Below are 23,883 nucleotides of genomic sequence, written 5' to 3'. Positions count from 1 at the left end.
TTTTTCCCTGTTTCCGTCAACCGTTTGAAAGGACACCCATGAAAACCAAGTACCTCCTGGCCTCCCTGGCCCTGGCCCTCTCTGGAGCGGCCTTCGCCGCCGGCGACCACACCCATGGCGACGACCACAAGCCGCAGCACGGCGGCATCGTGGCCGGCACGCACGACATGGACTATGAACTGGTGGCACGGCCCGACGTGATCACCCTGCACTTGCGCGACCACGGCAAGCCGGCCAGCTCGCAGGGTGTGGGCGCCAAGCTCACGCTGCTCAACGGCACGGAAAAGTCCGAGGCCGTGCTGGTGCCAGCCGGCGAGGGCAGGCTTGAAGCCAAGGGCACGTTCAAGGTGGCGGCCGGCACCAAGGTGGTGGCGCTGGTGACCCTGCCGGGCAAGAAACCCGCGAACGTGCGTTTTGCATTGAAGTAAGCCGGCACCAACGCCAGTCGGCGCGCAATGCGTCACGAAAATGGCGCCCGGTGGCGCCGGCACGGGCTGCCTGCGACCCAGGGTGGGCCTACCATGTGCCCATGCCTGCTTCTACCACCGACTTCGATTTCGCCGCGCTGGCCGAGGGCATCGCCCAGGCCAGCCGCGCCGCCCTGGCCGATATCACTGCGCGCTGCGGCCCGCAGGACCCCGTGTGTGCCTTCACCCTGTACACCGACGACGGGGCCATGACCGTCTGCCCGGCCCTGTTGACCGAATCGCAGGTGCGTGAACTCACAGCGCGCCACCCGGACGATGCCGGCTACTACCGCTACAGCGCCTCGGAATGGCCCCTGGAGGGCGAGGGCGCCAATGGCGCCTTCAATGACCTGTGTACGCTGGTGCGTGAACATGTGCTGGCATTGCCGGACGAGGGGGGCGATGCCGCCTTCACCGCCTTCCGCGCGCAACTGCTCGAAACCATGGTCCAGGTGCTGGAGCGCCTGCGCCGCGAAGACCCGGCCTTCGCCCGCGAATCCCTGCTGCTGCAGGTCTCGGTCTCCGACGGCGACGAGCCTGCCGAGGTGTTGAACCAGTGGGTGGCCCGCCTGAATCCGCCCGACCTGGCCGCCGGTTTCAAGGCCTGGACCGATTCCTGGGGTTGACGGCTGGCGCCGCCCCTGTCAGTACACCAGCCGTTCGGGCCGGATTTCCTGCAGGATGGTGGTGGCGATCTCTTCGATGGACTTGGTGGTGGTGGACAGCCAGCGGATGCCGGCGCGGCGCATCATGGCCTCGGCCTCGGCCACCTCGTGGCGGCAGTTGACCAGGTCGGCGTACTTGGAGTTGGGGCGGCGCTCGTTGCGGATTTCGGACAGGCGCTCGGGCTGGATGGTCAGGCCGAAGATCTTCTTGCGGTGCGGCTCCAGCGCAGGCGGCAACTGGCGGCGGTCGAAATCCTCGGGGATCAGCGGGTAGTTGGCCGCCTTCATGCCGTACTGCATGGCCAGGTACAGGCTGGTGGGGGTCTTGCCGCTGCGGCTCACGCCCACCAGGATCACGTCGGCGCCGGCCAGGTCGCGGTTGCTCTGGCCGTCGTCGTGCGCCAGGCTGAAATTGATGGCCTCGATGCGGTCGGTGTACTCCTTGCTGCGGCTCACGTCACTGAAGCGGCCCACGCGGTGGTGGGACTTGATGCCCAGTTCTTCCTCCAGCGGATGCACGAAAGTGCCGAACATGTCGAGCAGCATGCCCTTGCAGCCTTCCTGGATGACGCGCAGCACCTCCATGTTGACCAGGGTGGTGAAGACGATGGGTTTCTTGCCCTCGATCTCGGCCGTGTGGTTGATCTGGCGCACCGTCTGGTGTGCCTTGTCCACGCTGTCGATGAAGGGCAGGCGCACATGGCGCGGTTTCATCTCGAACTGGGCCAGGATGGCATTGCCGAAGGTCTCTGCCGTGATGCCGGTGCCGTCCGAGACGAAGAATACGGTGCGCGTGTGCATGGGGCAGGGCCTTTCGGTGCTGGGGCCTGCTCACCGGCCGGTGACGGCCGTGCAGGCGCCTTTTGGTGGGCGGGAAGGGGAATGTGGGGGCCTTGGCCTTTGTAATACCCGGGACTACAGGCATCGTAAACAGGTTCCTGCCCGTGGCTGGCCCGGCCGGCCTACAATTGTGTCAATTATCCAAATTTCTCAACCATGCACTTCGTCGGCCTACAACCACAACGACAAAGCCACCGCCAGTGCATGGCAGCTCGCCCCACGGTGCCTCCTTGTGGGGGCGGGCGCGCAGACGACCCGGTTTCAACTTCTGGAGCTTTCCCATGTCTGCACTTTTCAGCCCGACCGCCCTGGTCGTACCGTTTGAAAACCTGAGAATGACCGATGTCGAGTCGGTGGGCGGTAAAAACGCCTCCCTCGGCGAAATGATCTCCCAGCTGCCCGAGGGTGTGCGCGTGCCCACCGGCTTTGCCACCACGGCACACGCCTTCCGCGAATTCCTGGCCCACGATGGCCTGGCCGACAAGATCAGCGCCAAGCTGGCCAGCCTGGACACCGAGGACGTGCGCGCCCTGGCCCGGGTCGGCGGCGAAATTCGCGCGATGGTCGAGGCCCAGCCCTTCCCGGCCGATCTGCAAAAAGCCATCGGCGAAGCATTCGCCACCCTATCCGCCGGCAATCCGCAGGCCAGCTTTGCCGTGCGCTCGTCCGCTACGGCCGAAGACTTGCCCGACGCATCGTTCGCCGGCCAGCAGGAGACCTTCCTGAACGTGGTGGGCATCGACGACGTGCTGCACAAGATGAAAGAGGTGTTCGCCTCCCTGTACAACGACCGCGCCATCTCCTACCGCGTACACAAGGGCTTTGCCCACGACGTGGTGGCCCTGTCGGCCGGCGTGCAGCGCATGGTGCGCTCGGACCTGGGCGCTGCGGGCGTGATGTTCACCATCGACACCGAGTCGGGCTTCGATCAGGTCGTCTTCATCACCAGCAGCTACGGCCTGGGCGAGACCGTGGTGCAGGGCGCCGTGAACCCCGACGAGTTCTACGTACACAAGCCCACCCTCAAGGCCGGCAAGAAGGCCGTGATCCGCCGCAATCTGGGCAGCAAGCTGGTGCAGATGGTGTTCTCCACGGCCGAGGAAAAGGCCGCGTCGGGCAAGCTGGTGAAGACCACCGATGTGCCCACCGAGCAGCGCAATCGCTACTCGCTGACCGATGCCGACGTGCAGCAACTGGCGCACTACGCGCTGGTGATCGAGCAGCACTATGGCCGCCCGATGGACATCGAATGGGGCAAGGACGGCACCGACGGCCTGCTCTACATCCTGCAGGCCCGCCCCGAGACCGTGAAGAGCCAGTCCAAGGGCCAGGCCGAGATGCGCTACAAGCTCAAGGGCCAGGGCACCGTGCTGGCCGAGGGCCGCGCCATCGGCCAGAAGATCGGCACCGGCCCGGTGCGCCTGGTGCACAACATTGCCGAGATGGACAAGGTGCAGCCCGGCGACGTGCTGGTCACCGACATGACCGACCCCAACTGGGAGCCGGTGATGAAGCGCGCCAGCGCCATCGTCACCAACCGCGGCGGCCGCACCTGCCACGCGGCCATCATCGCGCGCGAGCTGGGCATTCCGGCCGTGGTGGGCTGCGGTGACGCCACCGAGTTGCTGAAAGACGGCACCCTGGTCACGGTGAGCTGCGCCGAGGGCGACACCGGCCACATCTACGACGGCCTGCTGGAAACCGAGGTCACCGAGGTGCAGCGCGGTGAGATGCCGAGCATCCAAACCAAGATCATGATGAACGTGGGCAACCCCCAGCTGGCCTTCGACTTCTGCCAGTTGCCCAACGAAGGCGTGGGCCTGGCGCGGCTTGAGTTCATCATCAACAACAACATCGGCGTACACCCCAAGGCCATCCTGGACTACCCGCAGATCGATGCCGATTTGAAGAAGGCCGTGGAGTCGGTGGCCCGTGGCCATGCCAGCCCGCGCGCCTTCTACGTGGACAAGGTCGCCGAGGGCGTGGCCACCATCGCTGCGGCCTTCTACCCCAAGCCGGTGATCGTGCGCCTGTCGGACTTCAAGAGCAATGAGTACCGCAAGCTCATCGGCGGCAGCCGCTACGAGCCCGAGGAAGAAAATCCGATGCTGGGCTTTCGCGGTGCGGCGCGCTACCTGAGCGCCGACTTCGGCGAGGCCTTTGCCATGGAGTGTGAAGCCTTGAAGCGCGTGCGCAACGAGATGGGCCTGACCAATGTGCAGGTGATGGTGCCCTTCGTGCGCACCCTGGGCCAGGCCGAGCGCGTGACGCAGCTGCTGGCCCAGCACGGCCTGCAGCGTGGCAAGGACGACCTCAAGGTCATCATGATGTGCGAGGTGCCAAGCAACGCCATCCTGGCCGAGCGCTTCCTGGAGTTCTTCGACGGCTTCTCCATCGGCTCCAACGACCTGACCCAGCTCACCCTGGGCCTGGACCGCGACTCGGGCCTGGAACTGCTGGCGCACGACTTCGATGAGCGCGACCCGGCCGTGCTGGCACTGATCCACCAGGCCATCAAGGCCTGCCTGGCCCAGGGCAAGTACATCGGCATCTGCGGCCAGGGCCCCAGCGACCACCCTGACTTCGCGCAGTGGCTGGCTGCCGAAGGCATCTCCTCCATCTCGTTGAACCCCGACAGCGTGATGGCCACCTGGCAGCAACTGGCCGCGGGCTGACGCCTTGCGGGCACGGGCACGGGAATCCATGCAACGCCCTGGCTGATCCGATGTCCGTGCTGCCCCGTGCCCCCGTCCAGCCTGCCGAGCCCGAGCTCGCAGGCCCTTTTCCGCCCGACCTGCACGACGTGCGCCACCTGTGGCTCAAGGCCGGGTTGCTGGTCATCTGGGTGCTGGTGTCCTTCGTGGCCACCTATTTCGCGCGCGACCTGCAATTCCTCATCCCGGGCGGCTGGCCGCTGGGCTACTGGATCGAGGCGCAGGGTGCGGTGCTGGTGTTCATTGCCATCGTGGTGGTGTATGCCTGGGCCATGAACCGCTTCGAGCGGCAGGACGAAAGGCGCCGTCTGGCGCTGGCAACCGCCCCGCCAGCGGACGGCAAGCTCCCTGCGGACGCGGCCTGACGCCATGCGCAAGCAGGGCCCAGCAGGAGCGCCTCCCGGCAAGGTATCCGGGGCCGCGCCGAGTGCGATGGAGAAAGCCTATTCCTGGCGCCTGCACCGCATCCTGGCGCTGTACATCGCCGGGGTGCTCGGTTTCCTGGCCCTCATGACCTGGGCCGAGCACCAGGGGCTGTCGCGGCACTGGATCGGGCCCATCTTTCTGTTCCTCACCGTCATGGTGTACGCCGGCATCGGCGTCTATGGCCGTACCTCGGACCCCGAGGAGTACTACGTGGCCGGGCGGCGCATTCCGCCCATGTACAACGGCATGGCCGCCGCTGCCGACTGGATGAGCGCGGCTTCGTTCATCAGCCTCTCGGGCGCGCTGTACCTGCAGGGCTTCGCGGGCACGCCCGGCCAGCCCGGCGGGCTGGCCTACCTGCTGGGCTGGACGGGGGGCTTTTGCCTGGTGGCCATGCTGATCGCACCGCACCTGCGGGCCATGGGCCTGTACACCGTGCCGGATTTCTTCCACGTGCGCTTTGGCGGACGCTGGCCGCGCTTGATTGCCGCATTGGCCGCGGTGCTGTGCTCGTTCACCTACGTCGTGGCGCAGATCTACGGCGTGGGGCTGATCGCCTCGCGCCTGACGGGCGTGCAGTTCGAGATCGGCATCATGCTCGGCCTGGGCGGGGTGCTGCTGTGCTCCTTCCTGGGGGGCATGCGTGCCATCACCTGGACGCAGGTGGCGCAGTACGTGGTGCTGCTGCTGGCCTTCCTGATCCCCGTGTCCTGGCTGGCCTACAAGCAACTGGGCAGCCCGCTCGCGCCACTGGTGTACGGCGCGCAGATCACCAAGATCGCCGACCTGGAGGCGCAGTTGCTCGACTCGCCCGCCGAGCAGCAGGTGGTGCAGGTCTATCGCCAGCGCGCGCAGGAGTTCGAGGAGCGCCTGAGGGACGTGGAAGCGGCGTTGGAGCACGAGCGCGAGAAGGGCCGCGAGCGCATCCGCACCTTGCGCGCGCAGAACGCCGATGTCGGCCTGATCGTGCTGGCCAGCCGCGACCTGGCAGCGCTGCCGCGCGACCCCGCCGCCGCGCGCGAGCGCTGGACGCGCGAGATGCACGAGAACAATGAGCGCGCCCGCCCCCTGGGCGGCCTGCCGCAGCACAGCCAGGCCTTTGCCGGCGACCCCGACGGCACGCCCGAGGAGCAGCGCGAGTTCGACCTGAGCCGGCGCAACTTCATGGCGCTGATGTTCTGCCTGATGGTGGGCACGGCCGGGCTGCCGCACCTGCTCACGCGCTACTACACCTCGCCCACGGTATCGGGCGCGCGGGCCTCGGTGGGCTGGTCGCTGTTCTTCATTGCCCTCCTGTACCTGAGTGCGCCCGCGCTCGCGGTGCTGGTGAAGTTCGAGGTCATGCACAACCTGGTGGGCAGCAGCTTCGAGGCGCTGCCCAACTGGATGGCACAGTGGGCGCGGGTGGATGGCTCGCTGCTGTCCATCGAGGACGTCAATGGCGACGGCATCGTGCAGTTCGGCGAGATCCGCCTGGGGGCCGACCTGATCATGCTGGCCACGCCCGAGCTCGGCGGCCTGCCTTACGTGGTCTCGGGCCTGGTGGCGGCGGGCGGGCTGGCGGCAGCGCTGTCCACGGCCGATGGTCTGCTGCTGACCATCAGCAATGCCCTGGTGCGCGACCTGTACTTCCAGGGATCGGACCGCGAGGCCTCGCCCGAGCAGCGGGTGATCCTCACCAAGTTTGCGCTGCTGGCGGTGGCGCTGTCGGCGGCCTTCGTGGCAGCGCTCAAGCCGGCCGAAATTTTGCCCATGGTGTCGGCCTCGTTCTCGCTGGCGGCATCGGCCTTCGTGCCGGTGATGGTGCTCGGTATCTTCTGGCGCGGCACCACGCGCCAGGGGGCGGTAGCGGGCATGCTCTCGGGCCTGGGCGTGGCGGTGTACTACATGCTCTCGCACGTGGTGGCCGTGAAGGCGCTGCTGCCGGGCTGGATGCTGGCCGACGGGCTGTGGTTCGGCATCCAGCCCATCTCGGCCGGGGTGTTCGGGGTGCCGACGGGCTTGCTGGTGGCGCTGGTGGTCAGCCGCATCACGCGGCCCGCGCCCGAGCTGCCGCGCGTGCGCGTGGAGATGTAGCCGGCCCACGCCTGGCCGCTGCGTGCTTCGCTCCCCGGGCCGGAACATAAAACCGGCGCAGCCGAAGGGGCATGGAAAAACCCGACTTCTCAACAGGCTGCAAACGTGACACCCTGTAACCCGGCTCCAACAGGGGGCGGTGAAGGGGCTGCGCGCAGCCCGCGATGGATGGGTTATTTCAAAGAATTCGGGGGAGATACATGGTTCTTGTCAAAACACAGGCGGGGCAGGAGGCGCTCAAGGACCGCCACGGTGGTTTGACCTCGCGGCAGCGCTCCGCCTTCATCCTGTTCGATGGCAAGCGCTCCACGGGCGAGGTGCTGGCGGCCACGGCGGCCATGGGCATCACGCAGGACGACGTGCAGGCCATGATTGCCCAGGGCCTGCTGGAGCCGCAGTCCGGCAGCGGCGCAGGCGCTGCCGTGGCTGCGGCAGCGGCCGCCAAGGGAACGGGACAGGCGGTGGCAGCTGCCAATGCCGTGTCGTCTGCCTCAAGCACCTCGTACGAAGCCACCGTGGCCATGGAGGCCGTGAAGGGCAGCGGCCGCTCGGACCAGCAGCGCTACACGGATGCCTATCCGATTGCCACGGAGCTCACGGCCGGCCTTGGCCTGCGCGGCTTTCGCCTGAACCTGGCGGTGGAGGGGGCTGGCAGCTTCTCCGACCTGGCCGCGCTGGCGCCCAAGATCCGCGAGGCGGTGGGGGACGCGAAGTTTGCGCGCTTCGACAAAGCGCTTTTTGACTGAGAGCAGTCACAACCGGCCATGAAAAAGCGGCCCGCAGGCCGCTTGGTCTCTCCGGTCGCCAGGAGGCGCAGGGCTCAGCGGCCGACCTTGAGCAGTTCCACGTCGAACTTGAGCGTGGCGTTCGGCGGGATCACGCCGCCGGCGCCGCGCGCGCCGTAGCCCAGGGCTGCGGGGATGATCAGCGTGCGCTGGCCGCCAATCTTCATGCCCTGCACGCCTTCGTCCCAGCCCTTGATGACCATGCCGGCACCCAGCGAGAACTCGAAGGGGTCGTTGCGGTCACGGCTGGAATCGAACTTGGCGCCTTGTTCGCCGTTGTTGTAGAGCCAGCCGGTGTAATGCACCGATACGTTCTGGCCCTTGGTGGCTTCTGCGCCTTCGCCTGCGGTGGTGTCTTCGTACTGCAGGCCGGATGCGGTGGTGGTGAACGCCATGAAAATCCTTGTTTGCTATGGAGTTGGTAGCGGTATGCCGTTGTATTGCAACGGAAAAACGCCGGTTGAAGGGTGTTGGTGGAGGGCGCTGGCCCTGGCGAACAGCCTGATTTTACGCGGCTGGCTTCTTCACGCGGCTGGCCACCCAGCGCGTGGCAAAGGCCTGCACGTCGCTCAGGCGCTTGAGCAGGTCGGTGCCCGAGGGCGTGACGGTGTAGCCGTCGCTGCCGTGGTCCACCAGGCCGGCCTCGCGCAGTTCCTTGATGCGGGTGTTGAGCGTATTGGGGGTGATGCCGCCCACGCTGTCCTGCAGCAGGCGGAAGGTCTGGGGGTGTCCGTCACGCAGGGCCCACAGCACACGCAGCGCATAGCGGCATTCCAGCCGCTCGAACAGCTGGTTGATGGCGAAATTTTCCTTGGAGCTCATGCAAGCTTCTCCTCGCGCGGTGTGTATGGAAAACAGTGGCGGCCCGCCGGACACTGCCCGCAAGACGCTGTCAATATAGCTTGGAAACGATTTTGCTACAAGTTTAATAGCTCTGAACGCAGCACTGATATACGCCAGCCCCATTAACAAGGGGTCTTTTTTGCGAAGTGTTGCGGTGCTGCCACGGCGGGGTGGAGCAGGTAGCATGCCGGCCATCGAGGCGCGTTGCCTTGCAAGGAATCCATGGAACACAAACACCTGCACGAGGCCAACCGGCTGTCCTGGAACGCCGCCACCCGGGCCCACAACCAGCACAAGGGCGACCAGGCCGCCTTTTTCCGGAACGGCGGCTCGCCGTTGTTTTCCGAAGAAACGGCGCTGCTGGGCGACCTGCACGGCCAGTCCGTGCTGCACCTGCAGTGCAACGCCGGGCAGGACAGCCTGGGCATCGCCCAACTGGGCGCGCGGGTGACGGGCGTAGACATCTCCGACGAGGCGATTGCCTTCGCGCGGGCGCTGTCCGATGCCAGCGGCATTGCAGCGGAGTTCGTGCGCTCGGATGTGTACGACTACTTCGACGGGCTGGCCGCGTCGGCAGGGCAGGGTGGGCTGTTCGATACCGTGTTCAGCTCCTACGGCACCATCTGCTGGCTGTCGGATCTGGCGCGCTGGGCGCGCGGCATCAGGGCGGCGCTGCGCCCGGGCGGGCGCTTCGTCTTCGTGGAATTCCATCCCGCCGCCCTGGTTTTTGACCCGCAGTGGCAGGCCCGGTACGACTACTTCAACGAGGCACCGGTGCATGAGGCCGGCGTGGGCGACTACGTGGGCGAGACGCAGAAGGCGCGCGAAGGGCAGGAAGCAGCAGCGCCCGAGGTGTTTGCCAACCCCCACCCCAGCCACGAGTTCGCCTGGGGCCTTGGCCGCGTGGTGACGGCGCTGCTGGGCGCCGGCCTGCAGGTCGAGGCGCTGCAGGAGTACCCGTACATGAACGGCTGGCGCGCCTTCGAGGGCATGCAGGACCTGGGCGGGCGGCGCTGGGGCATGCCGCCGGGCATGGCGCGCATGCCGCTGATGTACTCGTTGGTGGCGCGCCGGCCGGTAGCGGCCTGATACGGATTTGCCTTCAACCGTCTAACTTCGTTGGTTCGCCTTGCCGTGCTACAGCACTGTCTGCGGCCTCCCGCCTAGTTATACGATTGAATGCAAATCGGTATGAGCGGCGCTTGCAAGGCTGCGCGGCTCAGCCGCGCGCCGCCAGGTGGTCCACCAGCAACCGGGCCGCCGGGGTCAGTGCCTGTGGGCTGCGCCAGCAGATGGCAAAGCGACGGTCGGCCCAGGGGTCCGACAGGCCGATGATGCGCACCGGTGCGGTCTGGGCAAAGGATGCGGCCACCTCGCGCGGCACCACGCTGATGGCCAGGTTGGCGCGCACCACACGCAGGGCGGCGTCGAAGTTGGAGACCTGCACGCGGTGCGCCAGGGCTTTGCCCTCCACGGCGGCGGCCCGGGTCAGCAGCAGTTGCACGGCGCTCAGGGCGGGCATGCTCACGAACTCGTGGTCCAGCACGTCGGCGAAGCGCACGCTCTCGTGCTGCGCCACCGGGTGGCTGGCATGGGCCACGATGGCCAGGTGGTCGTGGCGGTAGCTGCAGGTGGCCAGGCCCGTGAGGTCGGCCGCATCCCAGCAGATGCCGATGGAGGCGCTGCCCTCGCGGATGCCGCGCACCACGTCGGGGCTTACGCGTTCCTCCATGCTTATCTGGATGTCGCGGTGGGCCGGATCCTGCAAAAAGGCCGCCACGTCCTCGGCCAGCGATTCGGCCATCACCGAGGCCGTCGCCAGCACCCGCACATGGCCCCGGATGCCGGTGGCAAAGGCGGCCATGTCGCGCTCGATCTGGCCCACGCTGGCGAGCATGGCGCGCGCGTGCTCCAGCAGGGTGTCGCCCGCCGGCGTGGGCACCATGCCATGGCGCTTGCGCACCAGCAGCGGTGTGCCCACGGTGTCTTCCAGTTGCGCCAGTCGCTTGCTCACAGCCGAGCCGACGATGGACTCCTGCTCGGCCGCGCGCGCAATGTTGCGGTGCTCGCAGACGGCGACGAAGAGTTTGAGCGTTTGCAGGTCGAGCGGGCGCATGGTGGTGCTTCTCCAGATATTCCGGTTCGGAATTTTAGGAGTTCCAAAATTGAGTTCATATGTCGTAGTGGAATTTTAGAATGCCTCCACGCCATGAACATCGCTCACCACACCATGAACCCTGTGCCCGCGACCGCCGTCATCCGCGAGGTCGGCCTGCGCGATGGCCTGCAGAGCATTGCCACCATCGTCTCCACCGCGCACAAGATCGAGTGGCTCGATGCGGCCCATGCCGCTGGCCTGCGCGAGATCGAGGTCGGCTCTTTCGTGCCCGCACGCCTCTTGCCCCAACTGGCCGACACGGCCGAGGTGCTGGCGCATGCGCTCACGCTGCCCGGCCTCACGGCCTCGGTGCTGGTGCCCAACCTCAAGGGTGCCGAGCGCGCCATCGAATGCGGCGCCCACCTGATGGTGGTGCCCTTGTCGGCCAGCCATGCCCACAGCCTGGCCAATCTGCGCAAGACACCCGACGAGGTGGTGGCCGAGGTGGCGCGCATCCGCGCGGCACGCGACGCCTCGGGTAGCCGCACGCTGATCGAGGGCGGTGTGGGCACGGCCTTCGGATGCACGCTGCAGGGCGAGGTGGCCGAGAGCGAGGTGCTGCGCCTGATGCAGGCCCTGCTGGACGCTGGTGCCGACCGCGTGAGCCTGGCCGACACCGTGGGCTATGCCGACCCGGTGGGCGTGCAGCGCCTGTTCGAGAAGGCCCGCGCCCTGGTGGGCGAGCGCCTGGCCTGCGCGCACTTCCACGACACGCGTGGCATGGGCCTGACCAACGCCTACGCCGCATGGCAGACCGGCATCACGCGCTTCGATGCCTGCCTGGCCGGCATCGGCGGCTGTCCGCATGCGCCCGGCGCCAGCGGCAACGTGACCACCGAGGACCTGGCCTTCATGCTCGAACGCATGGGGGTAGCCACCTGCCTCGACGTGCCCGCGCTGCTGGCCCTGCGCCAGCGCGTGCAAGGCTGGCTGGCCGGTGAGACCTTGCACGGCACGCTGTGGCAGGCGGGGCTGCCACGCACCCATGCAGCCGCTGCGGCACTGGCCGTTGCCTGAACCGTTTATCGTCCCGACCCATGAATGCTCCTTTGAACCCTTCTTCTGTCCCTGCCCCCGCGCTGCCCCTGGCCGGCCTGCGCGTGGTGGAATTCACCCACATGGTCATGGGCCCCACCTGCGGCATGGTGCTGGCCGACCTGGGGGCCGAGGTCATCAAGGTCGAGCCGGTGGATGGCGACCGCACGCGCCACCTGCTGGGCGCGGGGGCCGGCTTCTTCCCCATGTTCAACCGCAACAAGAAGAGCATTGCGCTGGACCTGCGCCGGCCCGAAGGCCTGGAGGTGGCGATCCGCCTGGCTTCGTCGGCCGACGTGGTGGCGCAGAACTTCAAGCCCGGGGTGATGGCCAAGTACGGCCTGGACTATGCCGCGCTCTCGCGCCTGAACGAGCGCCTGGTCTATGTGAACCACACGGGCTTTCTGCCCGGCCCGTACGAGCACCGCACCGCGCTCGACGAGGTGGTGCAGATGATGGGCGGCCTGGCCTACATGACAGGGCGCCCCGGGGACCCGCTGCGCGCAGGCACCAGCGTCAACGACATCATGGGCGGCATGTTCGGCGCCATCGGTGCCATGGCGGCGCTGATGCAGCGCGCGGCCACCGGGCGCGGGCAGGAGGTGGATTCGGCCCTGTTCGAGAACAATGTCTTCCTCGTCGGCCAGCACATGATGCAGTACGCGGTGACGGGCCAGCCCGCCGCGCCCATGCCCGACCGCATCTCCTCCTGGGCGGTGTACGACGTGTTCAGCGTGAAGGACGGCGGGCAGATCTTCCTGGCGGCGGTGAGCGATGCGCAGTGGGCCACCTTCTGCGACGCCATGGGCTATGCCGACCTCAAGGCCGATGCGGGCCTGGCCAGCAACAACGACCGCGTGCGCGCCCGTGGCACCCTGCTGCCCGACCTGCGCCAGCGCCTGGCGCAGCACACGGCCGAGGAGCTGTCGGCCATCTTCGAGCGGCATGGCCTGCCGTTCGCGCCCATCATGCGGCCCGAGCAGTTGTTCGACGACCCGCACCTGAACGCCACCGGCGGCCTGGCCGATATCACGCTGCCCGATGGCGAGCGCGCCGGCGAAACGGCGCGCGTGACGCTGATGCCGCTGCGCATGGACGGCCAGCGCATGGCCGTGCGCACGGACCCGCCGAAGCTGGGCCAGCACACGGCCGAACTGCTGGCCGGCCTGGGCTACACCGCCGACCAGGTACAGGCATTGCAGGCGTCAGCCGCCGTGGCCTGATTTCCCCCCCCGCCTGGCGGCTTGAGCGCAGCGGCCGTCTGCGCGCTGCCCGGCGGTTCACCCCCCAGGAGACAAAGCATGCACGCACTTTCTTCCCCCACCCGCCGACGCGCCCTGGCCCTGGGCGCTGCTGCGCTCGCGGCACCGGGCCTGGCGCTGGCCCAGCTGGGCGACAAGCCCTTGCGCATCATCCTGCCGCTGTCGGCCGGCTCGGGCGCGGACGGCGCCATCCGCGCCATCAGCAGCAGCCTGTCCAAGGCGCTGGGCCAGCCCGTGGTGATCGAGAACCTGCCCGGTGCGGGGGGCATCACCGGCACCACGCAACTGGTGCGGGCACCCAAGGATGGCTCGGTGATCGGCGTGGTCTCCAACAACCACGTGGTCAACCCCAGTGTGTACAAGAACATCCCGTTCGACTCCATCGAGGACATCACGCCCATCACCATCATCGGCGCCACGCCCTTCGTGCTGGTGGCCCACCCCTCGGTGCCGGCGAAGAACGTCAAGGAATTGATCGCCCTGGCCAAGGCCAAGCCGGGCGTGCTCAACTACGGCTCATCGGGCAACGGAACCATCCTGCACCTGGGTGCGGCGATGTTCGTGGACCAGGCGCAGCTCGACATCAAGCACATCCCTTACAAGGGCATGGGCCCGCTCATGAACGACATCCTGGGCGGGCAGGTGCAGCTCGGTGTGGTCGCGGTGGCGCCGGCCGCTGCGCACATCAAGGCCGGCGCGCTGCGGGCGCTGGGCGTGAGCACCGCCACGCGCGTGCCCACGCTGCCCGACGTGCCGACCATTGCCGAGCAGGGGCTGCCGCGCTACGAGCTCGACGGCTGGATCGCTGCCGTGGCGCCTGCGGGCATCCCCAAGGCGGAACTGGCGCGCCTGCACAGCGGTTTCAAGAACGCGCTGGCCATGCCCGAGGCGCGCGACGCGCTGATCGCCCAGGGCTATGAGATCCGCCTCACGGCGCCCGAAACATCCGCCGCCTTCATGCGCAGCGAACTGGCGCGCATGGCGCAGGTGGTGAAGAACGCGCACGTGAGCATGGATTGAAATGAAGCCACCTTGCGCAGTCGCTTCGCGGCTTCGCCCTGGAGGGCAAGCGTCGGCAGGGCAGGGTGGTGCCATGTCCCGGCCGCTTCCCGAGGTAAAGATGATTCAAATGCAAATGGTTGTCATTCTCTTCAACTAGAATCCTGGTTTCGCATCCCCGCGCGACGTCTTTCGGCGTGTTGCGCGCACCCCTCCAGGAATGACCAAACCACAGGACAACCGGCGCCGGTCTTACTGGCTCAAGACGCTGCACGAATGGCATTGGGTCAGCTCGGCCATGTGCCTGATCGGCATGCTGCTGTTTGCCGTCACGGGCTTCACGCTCAACCATGCCGGGCAGATCGAGTCCAAACCCAAGGTCGTGAGCCAGCAGGCCACCGTACCCGGTGCACTGCTGACCACGCTCAAGGCCTTGCCTGCGCCGCCGAAAGGCCGCGCCCCGCTGCCCGAGGCCTTGCAGGCCTGGGCGCGCACGCAGTGGTCGCTGGACACGGCGGGCCGCGAGGCCGAGTGGTCGGCTGATGAAATCTATGTCTCGCTGCCGCGCCCCGGCGGCGATGCCTGGTTGCGTGTGAACCTGGCCGACGGCGAGGCCGAGTACGAGCGCACCGACCGCGGCTGGATCTCCTACCTCAACGACCTGCACAAGGGCCGCAACACGGGGGCCGCCTGGAGCTGGTTCATCGACATCTTCGCCGCCGCCTGCCTGGTGTTCACCGTCACCGGGCTGTTCATCCTGAAGATGCATGCGGGCAACCGCCCCTTCACCTGGCCCATGGTGGGCATGGGTCTGGTGATCCCGGTGGTGCTGGCGCTCCTGTTTATCCACTGAACCGAAAGAAGACAAGAATGCCTGTGACAAAGCATTTGCACCTGCGCTACAGCATCGCGCTGGGCGCATGCCTGGGCGCCCCGGCCTTTGCCGCTGGCCTGGGCGTGGGCGTGGAAATCCCGCGCCTGGACGTGGCCGAGTACCACCGCCCCTACGTGGCGATGTGGGTCGAGCGTGCCGACAACTCGGTGGCATCGACCCTGGCCGTCTGGTACGACGTGAAGATGAAGAACGACGAGGGCGCCAAGTGGCTCAAGGACCTGCGCCAGTGGTGGCGCCGCACGGGCCGTGACCTCACCGTGCCCATCGACGGCGTGACCAGCCCCACGCGCCCCGTGGGCAGGCACCAGGTGGCTTTCAACGAAGGCACCAGGCAACTGGCCACGCTGCCCGCCGGCAGCTACAAGCTGGTGGTCGAGGCCTCGCGCGAGGTCGGTGGCCGCGAGATGGTGACGATTCCCTTCACCTGGCCTGCCGCCAAGGCCCAGCAGCTCAGTGCCAAGGGCAGCAGCGAGCTGGGCGAGGTCACCCTCGACCTCAAGCCCTGAACCCTTTGACGAATACCCGGAGACTTTCCATGCAACTCAAGACCCGTATCGCCACCTGCATCGCCCTCCTGTGCGGTGCCTTCTCGGCCCAGGCCCACAACGTGTGGCTGCTGCCATCGACCACCGTGCTCTCCAAGGCCGAGTGGATCACCGTGGATGCCGCCGTCTCCAACGACCTGTTCTTCTTCAACCACTTCCCGCTGGGCCTGGACAACCTCGTGGTGGTGGCACCCGATGGCTCCGCCATCAAGCCCGAGAATTCGCACCGCGGCAAGCTGCGCAGCGTGTTCGACCTGAACCTCACCCAGTCCGGCACCTACCACCTGGCCGTGGTCAGCAGCGGCCTGAACGCCACGTATAAGGACAAGGCCGGCCAGAACAAGCGCTGGCGCGGCACGGCCGAGAAGTTCGCGGCCGAAGTGCCTGCCGACGCGCAGGAGCTCAAGGTCACGCAGTCGGCAGGCCGCATCGAGACCTTCGTGACGGTGGGCAAGCCCAGCGCCATCAAGCCCACGGGCCAGGGCCTGGAGCTGGTGCCCGTGACGCACCCCAACGACCTCGTGAAGGGCGAGAAGGCCACGTTTGCCTTCCACGTGGACGGCAAGCCCGCCGCCAACCTCGACGTGGTGCTGGTGGCGGGTGCCACGCGCTACCGCGACAAGATCGGCGAGATCAAGGCCACCACCGATGCCAAGGGCGAATTCAGCGTGACCTGGCCTGCCGCCGGCATGTACTGGGTGGACGCCGATGCCAAGGACGAGAAGACCTCGCTGCCCCAGGCCAAGGAGCGTCGTCTTTCGTACGTGGGCACGCTCGAAGTTTTGCCTTGATCTGTTGCAGGTGAGTTTTCGGCGCGCATGAGCATCCAGGTGCAGTACGGGCAGGGGTTTGGGCGCGCAGCCGTTGTTGCGGCGCCTCTTCCTGCCTTGGCATCGTTCGGCGGGGCTGGCCATGCCGCCCCGCATGTGCCTGTGCGCGCTGCCGATCCCGCTGTCTTGCAGACCCTGGCCGGCGAGGCCATGGGCACCACCTGGTCGGTGCGCCTGTGCAATCCGCAGTTCATGCCGCTGGCGCCCGTGCGCGCCGCCATCGAAGAAGCCCTGGCCCTGGTGGTGCGGCAGATGAGCAACTGGGAGCCCGAATCGGAGGTCTCGCGCTTCAACCGCGCGCCGGCCGGTAGTTGGCATGCACTGTCGCCCGCGTTCTTCGCGGTGCTGCAGGCCGCACAGCACTGGGCGCTGGCCAGCGGCGGCGCCTTCGACGTGGGCGTGGGAGCGCTGGTGGACCGCTGGGGCTTTGGCCCACGGCACAATGCGCAGGCTGACCATGCGGCGCCCGCCACGATGCCCTCGGTGCAGGAGCTGCAGGCCCTGCGTCCGCACCGCGCGGGCCTGGCGCTGCGCGACGCGGGCTTTCAGGCGCTGCAGCCGGGCGGCCTGCAACTGGACCTGTCGGGCATTGCCAAGGGCTATTCGGTGGACCTGGTGGTAAACAGCTTGCGTGCGCAGGGCTGGACGGATTTCCTGGTGGAGGTGGGCGGCGAGCTGCGCGCGAGCGGCATGCGCCCCGGCGGCCAGCCCTGGCGCGTGGCCGTGGCGGGCGAGGCCGCAGGCCCGGCCCGGGCGCTCCCGCTCCAGGACATGGCGGTTGCCACGTCGGGCGACCATTGGCATGCCTTTGAGCACGGGGGCCGCCGGTATTCGCACACCATCGACCCACGCACCGGGGAGCCGGTGGCACATGCGCTGGCCAGCGTGACCGTGCTGCACGCCGAGTGCATGCATGCCGATGCCCTGGCCACGGTGCTCACCGTGCTGGGGCCGGTGCAGGGCCTGGCCTTTGCCACAGAGCAGGGCGTGGCCGCGCTGCTGTGCGAGCGCACGCACCAGGGGGCTCAGTGGACTGAGACCCCGGCCTGGCGCGAGCGCTTTCCCGAATTTCAATGAACTTTTCTGATCCCACTGTGCGGCTGGCCGCTGCCGCCACCCTGGTGCTGCTCTACGCCGCCCTGTGCGCCGCCATCTGGCTGCGCGAGCGGCGCAGGCACCAGGCACAGGCCGCGCAGGCACTGGCCTTGGCATCCGCGCGCGAAGGCGTGCAGCCGCTGCTGGTGGTGTACGCCAGCCAGACTGGCCAGGCCGAAGAACTGGCGCGCGAGACGGCACGCCTCCTGCACACGGCGGGTGAGCCCGTGCACCTGTGCGCGCTCGACAAGCTCGATGCCGCCTTGCTCGCACGCAGCCGACGCGCGCTGTTCCTGGTCAGCACCTACGGCGAGGGCGATGCGCCCGACAATGCGGCGGCCTTCCAGCAAGCGTGCATGGGGGCGAACGAAGACAGTGCGCCGGACCTGTCGCAACTGCAGTACGGCCTGCTGGCGCTGGGCGACCGCCAGTACACCCACTTTTGCGGCTTCGGCCGCCAGCTCGACACGTGGCTGCGGGCGTGCGGTGCGGTGCCGCTGTTCGAGCGCGTGGAGATGGACAACGCTGCGCCAGCGGCCCTCACGGCCTGGCAGCACCAGCTCGCGCAGGTGTCGAGCCTGAGCGAGCTGCCCGTGTTGGAGGCGCCCGCGTTCGACCAGTGGACCCTGGCCGCGCGCACCCACCTGAACCCCGGCAGCGAGGGGGCTCCCGTGCACCTGGTGGAGCTGGCGCCACCCGCTGGCGCGGCGGCTGCATGGGAGTCGGGCGACCTGGTGCAGGTGTGCGTCCCCGGCGACCTGGAGCACCCGCGCGAGTATTCGATCGCCTCGCTCGCCAGCGATGGCCGCGTGCACCTGGTGGTGCGCCAGGCCACCCGCGAGGATGGCACGCCGGGCCTGGCATCGCATTGGCTGACCGAGGGCGCGCAAGTGGGCCAAGCAGTGCCAATGCGCCTGCGCGCGCACCGCAATTTCCGGCTTGAAGACAACGCTGCGCGCCCGCTGATCCTGGTGGGCAATGGCACGGGCATCGCCGGCCTGCGCAGCCACCTGCGGGCCCGGGCGCAGGCCGGTGCCGGGCGCAACTGGCTGCTCTTCGGCGAGCGCAACGCTGCGCACGATTTCCTCTTTCGCGACGAGCTCACCGCCTGGCAGGCGGCTGGGGTGCTCACGCGGCTGGATGTGGCCTTTTCGCGCGACGACCCGGCCCACAGGGTTTATGTGCAGGACCTGCTGCAGGCGCATGCCGCCACCGTGCGTGCCTGGGTCGAGGAGCAGGGGGCAGCCATCTACGTCTGCGGCAGCCTGCAGGGCATGGCGCAGGGCGTGGACATGGCGCTCACCGGCCTGCTCGGCCCTGCACCCATGGCCGAGCTGGTGCGCAGCGGGCGCTACCGGCGTGATGTGTACTGAGGGCGGCGCATGCGTGCGTGGATGCGCGTTGCAACCGTGCGTGGATGCGTTTGGTCAGTCCATCAATGTGGACGAGGCCGTGACGCGCGGGCTTGAACTGAGCACCTGCATTCCGATCGCCAAGGCCTGGTCGGCCACGGCCAACTGCACGTACACGACGAGCGAGCAAAAGAGCGGGCCTAATGTGGGCAAGCCGCTCATGGATACACCCGAGCATGCGTTGAACGCACGGTTGAACTGGGAGCCTTCGCAGCAGTGGAATGTGTGGCTGCGTGCGGAGTACCGCAGCGAGCGTTTCCGGGATCCGGGGACGACGGCGGATACGCGGGCTGCGAAGGCGGCGCTCGGTGACTTCAAAGAGTACACGCAGTTCCATGTGGGGGGCAGCTACAAGGTCACGCCGCAGTTCTCCATCAACGCTGCGGTGTACAACCTGTTCAACAAGGATTTTGTGGAGTACACGGCGTATACGGTGCCGGGGCGCCCGCGGTGACGAACTATAGGAACCTTTGTATGAACAGCCAGGATGGGCGTCGCCTCTGGTTGTCGGCGACCTACAAGTTCTGATTTGTTGTGTGGGTGTCGCTTCGCTCTGATGGTGCGCGGCTGAGCAGAGGGCGGGGGCCGGGGTGTGCGCCCGGCGGCGCAGTGCTTCTGTTAGACCTCATGCCTATGTTGCGGGCGAGAGCCGGGTCTCGGCCCGGCGACCGAGGTACCTTTCTTTGCGTCGCCAAAGAAACGTACCCCAAAGAAAGGCGACCCCGCTGCCCGTGTCCCCCTCGCCGGTGGCGAGGGGGCAGCCTGCGATGCTCGGTCCTGGGGTGACGCCGAAGAACTCCCTGCGCTGCCTCTGCGAGGCAGCTCCGGTCAGACAGCTTCGGCGAGCCAGATGACGAGGCGCGTGTCCTTCGGCACGCGCTCACCCCAGGCCCTGCGCTTCTCGGCACGGTCAGAAGGGGGTGGGAGCGGGCTCCACACGGGCCATTGCTTCGCTCGGCCCCAACTGCCTCGCTGCGCTTGGCCTGGACAGGGCGGCTGCGCCCGCACCGTCGGCAGCGCACAGCGCGAACCGACACCCGGCGTAGCTGCGCAGCAGCAGCCGTCCCTGACCCCGCTCCCCACCCCTGCTGGCTGCGCCGAGAAGCGCAGGGGCTGGGGTGGGCGTGTGTGCCGAAGGACACACACGCTTCGTGATCTGACTTGCCGATGCTGTTTGAGCGGAGTTCGAAGAACGCAGCGAGTTCATCGGCACCACCCCAGGTCCGAGCATCGCAGGTTGCCTCCATCGCCCGACAGGGCGATGGGGGACGCAGACTGGGGGCCGCCTTCTCTTTGGTGACTTTCTCTTGGCGGCCAAGAGAAAGTTACTGCGCCGCCGGGCGCACATCCCGGCCTCCGCCCTCAACACAAGCACGCAGCCTTAATAAGCCGCGAGCCACAAACAAAAAGTCAGGGCAAATCCACCCGCACAATCCGATCCGTAGCCGGCGGCACCACAGCCCCTCCAGAAGCAGTGAAGTAAGCCTCCAACGCATCCAGATCCTGCCCGGCCCCCAACCCATCCACGCCTTGCGTGAACACCGTGAAGTTATCCCCACCCGTAGCCAGAAAGCTGCTCACCACCACCCGGTACACAGCATCGAAGCGCAGCGGCTGCCCGTTGAGCAACACGCCACTCACCCGCTGCCCCACAGGCAGACGCAGGTCATATCGGTAGGTAAACCCCTTGGAGACCGACAGCACCCGAGGGCTCTGCGCGGTGTTGGTGCCGCTGGCGAACTGCTGCTCAAGGATGGCTTTCACCTGTGCACCGGTGAACGACTGCACCATCAGGCTGTTGCCGAACGGCTGGGCCGTGAACATCTGCCCGTAGCGCACCTGGCCATCGGGCCCAGGCACCAGCACGCCGCGCACGCCGCCGGGGTTCATGAAGGAGATCTGGGCATTGAGGCCGGGGCCCTGGGCCGCGAGCAACTGCGCGTCGGCGATCAGGTTGCCCATGGAGGTTTCGAGCGACGCAGCGGGCTCGCGCGAGACAGGGCCCGTGAGGCGGCCGGCGGGGCGCTGGGCCTGGGGCTCTGCGGCGGCGCGGTAGCGCTCCACGATGGCGTGCACGCCCTCATCGCGCGCGAAGACGGGGAAGCGTGTGTCCACGGCGAAGGTGGTTTGCCCGCTGGTGAAGCCCTCGCCCTGCACGATGACCTGGCGTGCGCTCTTGCGCACCACGCGGCGGGTGGCGGTGTCCACGCGCAGGCTGATGTCGGTGACATGCGTGCCGTACTGGCCGGCGCTGGTCAGCAGCAGCGGGTGGGCGGGGTTCACGGTGCCATAGTCGCACAGGTAGGAGCGGTGCGTGTGGCCCGAGACCACCACGTCCACCGCGGGGTCGAGCCGCTCCAGGATGGGCAGGATGTCGCCGCTCAGGCCCTTGCAGCTGGTCTCGCCCAGGGCCGCCTCGGTTTCGCCGCCCTCATGCACCATGACCACGATCACATCGGCCCCCTGGGCGCGCAGGCCAGGAATGAGGGCGTTGACGGTATCGGCCTCGTCCGCAAAGCGCAGGCCGGCCACGCCGGCCGGTGCCACCATGGCGGGCGTGCCGCGCAGGGTCAGGCCGATGAAGCCCACGCTGACCGTCACGCCGCCTTCGGTGAAGCGCTTGATGCCGGTAGGTGGCAGCAGCGGGCGGCCGTCGTCGTGCGAGGTGTTGGCCGCCAGCAGGCCGAAGTTGGTGCCAGGGAAGGTGGGGTTGAGCTGGCAGGGCTCGCGCACGGTGTGCTTCTCGCAGCCGCCGTTTTTGAGGCGCAGCAGCTCGCGCCAGCCCTTGTCGAACTCGTGGTTGCCCACGGCATTGAAGTCGATGCCCATGCGGTTGACGGCCTCGATCGTCGGCTCGTCGAGGAACAATGCCGACACCAGGGGCGATGCGCCCACCATGTCCCCCGCCGCCACCACCGCGTGGTGCCTGTGCAGGGTCTTCAGGTGCGCGATGGCGCTGGCCATGTAGGCCGCGCCGCCTGCGGGCACGCGCGCCTGGCCGCTGCCATCGGGCGCGGCCACGTTCAGGGCCATGCGCGGCGGTTCCAGGTTGCCGTGCAGGTCGTTGAAGGCGATGAGGCCGATGTCGATGTGGGTGGGAGGCGCGGGTGGGGATGCGCAGCCCGCCAGCAGGGCGGCTGCGGCCAGGGCAGACGCGGCGAAGGCCAGCGGCCAGCGGCGCAAGGCGCCCCCTGCTGCTGCGGCGCTCAAAGGAAGGACGCCTGGATGGGTGCCACCTCGCGCACCACGTCCGCACACTGGGCGCGGTTGCGCAGGGCATGCTCGATCACCACCAGCGCCAGCAGCGCCTCGGCAATCGGCGCGGCGCGGATGCCCACGCAGGGGTCGTGGCGGCCCTTGGTGATGACCTCGGTGGGCTGGCCGTGGATGTCGATGGACTCGCGCGGGCTGATGATGGAGCTGGTCGGCTTGATCGCGATCGACACTTCCAGGTCCTGCCCGGTGCTGATGCCGCCGAGCACGCCGCCGGCGTGGTTGGTGCGAAAGCCCTGGGGCGTCATCGAGTCGCCGTGCATGGTGCCGCGGTGGGCCACGCTCTCGAAGCCGGCACCGATCTCCACGCCCTTGACGGCGTTCAGGCCCATCATGGCGTGGGCGATGTCGGCGTCGAGCTTGTCGTACAGCGGCTCGCCCAGGCCCACGGGCACGCCGCTGGCCGAGATGCGGATGCGCGCGCCGCAGGAGTCGCCGGCCTTGCGCAGCGCGTCCATGTAGTCCTCGTACTGCTGCACGTCGGCCACGGGGGCGAAGAAGGGGTTCTGGCGCACGTGGTCCCAGCTCTCGAAGGGGATGGGCAGCTCGCCCAGCTGCGTCATGCAGGCGCGGAACTGCGTGCCGTACTGCTCGGCCAGCCACTTCTTGGCCACCGCACCGGCGGCCACGGTGGGTGCCGTCAGCCGGGCCGACGAACGGCCGCCGCCGCGCGGGTCGCGGATGCCGTACTTGTGCCAGTAGGTGTAGTCGGCATGGCCCGGGCGAAAGCTCTCGGAGATGTTGCTGTAGTCCTTGCTGCGCTGGTCGGTGTTGCGAATCAGCAGCGCGATGGGGGTGCCGGTGGTCCGGCCTTCGTACACGCCCGAGAGGATCTCCACCGCATCGGGCTCGTTGCGCTGGGTCACGTGGCGGCTGGTGCCGGGGCGGCGGCGGTCCAGGTCGGCCTGGATGTCCGCCTCGGCGAGCGGCATGCCCGGCGGGCAGCCGTCGATCACGCAGCCAATGGCCGGGCCGTGGGATTCACCAAAATTGGTGACAGCGAATAGGGTACCGATGGTGTTGCCGCTCATGGGATCGATTATCCCAGAGTGGCGGAACCTGTTCAGCCGCCGCGCTCTTCTTCGGGCCAGTCGCGGATATAGGCCTTGAGCATCTTGTTCTCGAAGTTCTGGCTGTCCACCACGGCCTTGGCCACGTCGTAGAAGCTGATCACGCCCATGAGCATGCGCTTGTCCATCACCGGCATGTAGCGCGCATGGCGGTCCAGCATCATGCGGCGCACCTCGTCCATGTCGGTTTCGAGGGTGCAGGTCAGGGGGTGGTCGTCCATGGCCGAGCGCACCTGCAGCGTGCCCACGCTGCCGCCGTTCTTGACGATGGCCTGGATCACTTCGCGGAAGGTGAGCATGCCCACCAGGTCACCGAGCTCCATCACCACCAGGGAGCCGATGTCGCGGTCGGCCATGATGTCCACGGCATTGGCCAGCGGTTCGTCGGGGGTGACGGTGTAAAGGGTGTTGCCTTTGACGCGAAGGATATCGCTGACTTTCATGATCGGTCTCCAATGGGGCTCGGTAGGGCGCGGCAGGCCTGTTCGCATGA

The 23,883-nt window shown here is 67.8% G+C and carries 23 protein-coding genes; 16 read left to right on the top strand and 7 right to left on the bottom strand.

All coding sequences use genetic code 11. The features are described from left to right. Positions 1-38 precede the first annotated feature (38 nt). Positions 39-428, top strand: coding sequence for a hypothetical protein (locus AC0IZS_RS00400; RefSeq protein WP_471633838.1), 390 nt, complete (start codon positions 39-41; stop codon positions 426-428). A gap of 101 nt (positions 429-529) precedes the next feature. Continuing rightward, a complete protein-coding gene (locus tag AC0IZS_RS00395) occupies positions 530-1,093 on the top strand; it encodes a DUF4303 domain-containing protein (protein ID WP_471633837.1) in 564 nt (187 codons plus the stop codon). An 18-nt stretch (positions 1,094-1,111) separates the two neighbouring features. Here AC0IZS_RS00395 and ppsR read toward each other — a convergent pair whose 3' ends face one another. After that, on the bottom strand, positions 1,112-1,933 hold the full coding sequence (ppsR, locus tag AC0IZS_RS00390) for a posphoenolpyruvate synthetase regulatory kinase/phosphorylase PpsR (protein ID WP_436217040.1): 822 nt from the start codon (positions 1,931-1,933) through the stop codon (positions 1,112-1,114). Between the two features lie 320 nt (positions 1,934-2,253). Between ppsR and ppsA the strand changes: the two genes are divergently transcribed. From ppsA to AC0IZS_RS00370, 4 genes are all read left to right on the top strand, one after another. Continuing rightward, a complete protein-coding gene (gene ppsA, locus AC0IZS_RS00385) occupies positions 2,254-4,647 on the top strand; it encodes a phosphoenolpyruvate synthase (RefSeq protein WP_471633836.1) in 2,394 nt (797 codons plus the stop codon). 50 nt (positions 4,648-4,697) lie between these two features. Further along, positions 4,698-5,051, top strand: a complete 354-nt coding sequence (locus tag AC0IZS_RS00380) for a DUF4212 domain-containing protein (protein WP_471633835.1) — start codon at positions 4,698-4,700, stop codon at positions 5,049-5,051. Between the two features lie 67 nt (positions 5,052-5,118). Beyond that, positions 5,119-7,188 (top strand): VC_2705 family sodium/solute symporter, encoded by a 2,070-nt coding sequence (locus AC0IZS_RS00375; RefSeq protein WP_471633834.1) that lies wholly within the window; start codon positions 5,119-5,121, stop codon positions 7,186-7,188. A 200-nt stretch (positions 7,189-7,388) separates the two neighbouring features. Then, a complete protein-coding gene (locus AC0IZS_RS00370) occupies positions 7,389-7,934 on the top strand; it encodes a hypothetical protein (RefSeq protein WP_471633833.1) in 546 nt (181 codons plus the stop codon). Positions 7,935-8,008: 74 nt separating this feature from the next. Here the strand turns inward: AC0IZS_RS00370 and AC0IZS_RS00365 are convergent, their stop codons facing one another. Continuing rightward, positions 8,009-8,368 carry an FKBP-type peptidyl-prolyl cis-trans isomerase gene (locus AC0IZS_RS00365; RefSeq protein ID WP_471633832.1) on the bottom strand — a complete coding sequence of 120 codons (360 nt, stop codon included), beginning with the start codon at positions 8,366-8,368 and terminating at the stop codon, positions 8,009-8,011. 112 nt (positions 8,369-8,480) lie between these two features. Further along, positions 8,481-8,795 carry a winged helix-turn-helix transcriptional regulator gene (locus AC0IZS_RS00360; protein WP_007857697.1) on the bottom strand — a complete coding sequence of 105 codons (315 nt, stop codon included), beginning with the start codon at positions 8,793-8,795 and terminating at the stop codon, positions 8,481-8,483. 243 nt (positions 8,796-9,038) lie between these two features. Here AC0IZS_RS00360 and AC0IZS_RS00355 point away from each other — a divergent pair, with 243 nt between their 5' ends. Continuing rightward, a complete protein-coding gene (locus AC0IZS_RS00355; protein ID WP_471633831.1) occupies positions 9,039-9,905 on the top strand; it encodes a class I SAM-dependent methyltransferase in 867 nt (288 codons plus the stop codon). A 130-nt stretch (positions 9,906-10,035) separates the two neighbouring features. On the opposite strand, the gene AC0IZS_RS00350 is transcribed toward AC0IZS_RS00355, so the two are convergent. Next, on the bottom strand, positions 10,036-10,932 hold the full coding sequence (locus AC0IZS_RS00350) for a LysR family transcriptional regulator (protein WP_471633830.1): 897 nt from the start codon (positions 10,930-10,932) through the stop codon (positions 10,036-10,038). Between the two features lie 114 nt (positions 10,933-11,046). Between AC0IZS_RS00350 and AC0IZS_RS00345 the strand changes: the two genes are divergently transcribed. From AC0IZS_RS00345 to AC0IZS_RS00305, 9 genes are all read left to right on the top strand, one after another. Then, complete coding sequence (locus tag AC0IZS_RS00345; RefSeq protein WP_471639446.1) at positions 11,047-11,991, top strand: hydroxymethylglutaryl-CoA lyase; 945 nt, start codon at positions 11,047-11,049, stop codon at positions 11,989-11,991. Positions 11,992-12,011: 20 nt separating this feature from the next. Continuing rightward, positions 12,012-13,232 carry a CaiB/BaiF CoA transferase family protein gene (locus tag AC0IZS_RS00340; RefSeq protein WP_471633829.1) on the top strand — a complete coding sequence of 407 codons (1,221 nt, stop codon included), beginning with the start codon at positions 12,012-12,014 and terminating at the stop codon, positions 13,230-13,232. A gap of 78 nt (positions 13,233-13,310) precedes the next feature. Then, the gene (locus AC0IZS_RS00335) at positions 13,311-14,291 is read left to right on the top strand and encodes a tripartite tricarboxylate transporter substrate binding protein (RefSeq protein WP_471633828.1); all 981 of its coding nucleotides are present in this window, start codon (positions 13,311-13,313) and stop codon (positions 14,289-14,291) included. Positions 14,292-14,490: 199 nt separating this feature from the next. Beyond that, on the top strand, positions 14,491-15,123 hold the full coding sequence (locus AC0IZS_RS00330) for a PepSY-associated TM helix domain-containing protein (protein ID WP_471633827.1): 633 nt from the start codon (positions 14,491-14,493) through the stop codon (positions 15,121-15,123). Positions 15,124-15,140: 17 nt separating this feature from the next. Beyond that, a complete protein-coding gene (locus AC0IZS_RS00325; protein ID WP_471633826.1) occupies positions 15,141-15,671 on the top strand; it encodes a DUF2271 domain-containing protein in 531 nt (176 codons plus the stop codon). A 29-nt stretch (positions 15,672-15,700) separates the two neighbouring features. After that, on the top strand, positions 15,701-16,501 hold the full coding sequence (locus AC0IZS_RS00320; protein ID WP_471633825.1) for a DUF4198 domain-containing protein: 801 nt from the start codon (positions 15,701-15,703) through the stop codon (positions 16,499-16,501). Between the two features lie 27 nt (positions 16,502-16,528). Continuing rightward, complete coding sequence (locus AC0IZS_RS00315; protein WP_471633824.1) at positions 16,529-17,617, top strand: FAD:protein FMN transferase; 1,089 nt, start codon at positions 16,529-16,531, stop codon at positions 17,615-17,617. Next, positions 17,614-19,008, top strand: coding sequence for a sulfite reductase subunit alpha (locus AC0IZS_RS00310; protein WP_471633823.1), 1,395 nt, complete (start codon positions 17,614-17,616; stop codon positions 19,006-19,008). Before AC0IZS_RS00315 ends, AC0IZS_RS00310 begins: the two co-directional genes overlap by 4 nt. A gap of 40 nt (positions 19,009-19,048) precedes the next feature. Then, positions 19,049-19,501: a TonB-dependent receptor domain-containing protein gene (locus AC0IZS_RS00305; RefSeq protein ID WP_471633822.1), complete on the top strand. Its 453-nt coding sequence runs from the start codon at positions 19,049-19,051 to the stop codon at positions 19,499-19,501. A 956-nt stretch (positions 19,502-20,457) separates the two neighbouring features. On the opposite strand, the gene AC0IZS_RS00300 is transcribed toward AC0IZS_RS00305, so the two are convergent. The 3 genes from AC0IZS_RS00300 to AC0IZS_RS00290 are packed head-to-tail and all read right to left on the bottom strand — an operon-like array spanning position 20,458 to position 23,833. Next, positions 20,458-22,257: a bifunctional metallophosphatase/5'-nucleotidase gene (locus AC0IZS_RS00300; protein WP_471633821.1), complete on the bottom strand. Its 1,800-nt coding sequence runs from the start codon at positions 22,255-22,257 to the stop codon at positions 20,458-20,460. Then, positions 22,254-23,351, bottom strand: coding sequence for a chorismate synthase (aroC, locus tag AC0IZS_RS00295; protein WP_471633820.1), 1,098 nt, complete (start codon positions 23,349-23,351; stop codon positions 22,254-22,256). Before aroC ends, AC0IZS_RS00300 begins: the two co-directional genes overlap by 4 nt. Positions 23,352-23,383: 32 nt before the next feature. Further along, positions 23,384-23,833, bottom strand: coding sequence for a CBS domain-containing protein (locus tag AC0IZS_RS00290; protein ID WP_305745831.1), 450 nt, complete (start codon positions 23,831-23,833; stop codon positions 23,384-23,386). Positions 23,834-23,883: the final 50 nt, after the last annotated feature.

The organism is Acidovorax sp. AC410, assembly GCF_979253235.1.
Note: the sequence above shows the minus strand (reverse complement) of the source record. Positions and strands in the feature narration are given on the sequence as shown.

Bases quoted from the DNA above. Each gene is read 5' to 3' on its own strand.
- AC0IZS_RS00400 (WP_471633838.1), top strand. From the start codon at position 39: ATGAAAACCAAGTACCTCCTGGCCTCCCTGGCCCTGGCCCTCTCTGGA.
- AC0IZS_RS00395 (WP_471633837.1), top strand. From the start codon at position 530: ATGCCTGCTTCTACCACCGACTTCGATTTCGCCGCGCTGGCCGAGGGC.
- ppsR (WP_436217040.1), bottom strand. From the start codon at position 1,933: ATGCACACGCGCACCGTATTCTTCGTCTCGGACGGCACCGGCATCACG.
- ppsA (WP_471633836.1), top strand. From the start codon at position 2,254: ATGTCTGCACTTTTCAGCCCGACCGCCCTGGTCGTACCGTTTGAAAAC.
- AC0IZS_RS00380 (WP_471633835.1), top strand. From the start codon at position 4,698: ATGTCCGTGCTGCCCCGTGCCCCCGTCCAGCCTGCCGAGCCCGAGCTC.
- AC0IZS_RS00375 (WP_471633834.1), top strand. From the start codon at position 5,119: ATGGAGAAAGCCTATTCCTGGCGCCTGCACCGCATCCTGGCGCTGTAC.
- AC0IZS_RS00370 (WP_471633833.1), top strand. From the start codon at position 7,389: ATGGTTCTTGTCAAAACACAGGCGGGGCAGGAGGCGCTCAAGGACCGC.
- AC0IZS_RS00365 (WP_471633832.1), bottom strand. From the start codon at position 8,368: ATGGCGTTCACCACCACCGCATCCGGCCTGCAGTACGAAGACACCACC.
- AC0IZS_RS00360 (WP_007857697.1), bottom strand. From the start codon at position 8,795: ATGAGCTCCAAGGAAAATTTCGCCATCAACCAGCTGTTCGAGCGGCTG.
- AC0IZS_RS00355 (WP_471633831.1), top strand. From the start codon at position 9,039: ATGGAACACAAACACCTGCACGAGGCCAACCGGCTGTCCTGGAACGCC.
- AC0IZS_RS00350 (WP_471633830.1), bottom strand. From the start codon at position 10,932: ATGCGCCCGCTCGACCTGCAAACGCTCAAACTCTTCGTCGCCGTCTGC.
- AC0IZS_RS00345 (WP_471639446.1), top strand. From the start codon at position 11,047: ATGAACCCTGTGCCCGCGACCGCCGTCATCCGCGAGGTCGGCCTGCGC.
- AC0IZS_RS00340 (WP_471633829.1), top strand. From the start codon at position 12,012: ATGAATGCTCCTTTGAACCCTTCTTCTGTCCCTGCCCCCGCGCTGCCC.
- AC0IZS_RS00335 (WP_471633828.1), top strand. From the start codon at position 13,311: ATGCACGCACTTTCTTCCCCCACCCGCCGACGCGCCCTGGCCCTGGGC.
- AC0IZS_RS00330 (WP_471633827.1), top strand. From the start codon at position 14,491: ATGACCAAACCACAGGACAACCGGCGCCGGTCTTACTGGCTCAAGACG.
- AC0IZS_RS00325 (WP_471633826.1), top strand. From the start codon at position 15,141: ATGCCTGTGACAAAGCATTTGCACCTGCGCTACAGCATCGCGCTGGGC.
- AC0IZS_RS00320 (WP_471633825.1), top strand. From the start codon at position 15,701: ATGCAACTCAAGACCCGTATCGCCACCTGCATCGCCCTCCTGTGCGGT.
- AC0IZS_RS00315 (WP_471633824.1), top strand. From the start codon at position 16,529: ATGAGCATCCAGGTGCAGTACGGGCAGGGGTTTGGGCGCGCAGCCGTT.
- AC0IZS_RS00310 (WP_471633823.1), top strand. From the start codon at position 17,614: ATGAACTTTTCTGATCCCACTGTGCGGCTGGCCGCTGCCGCCACCCTG.
- aroC (WP_471633820.1), bottom strand. From the start codon at position 23,351: ATGAGCGGCAACACCATCGGTACCCTATTCGCTGTCACCAATTTTGGT.
- AC0IZS_RS00290 (WP_305745831.1), bottom strand. From the start codon at position 23,833: ATGAAAGTCAGCGATATCCTTCGCGTCAAAGGCAACACCCTTTACACC.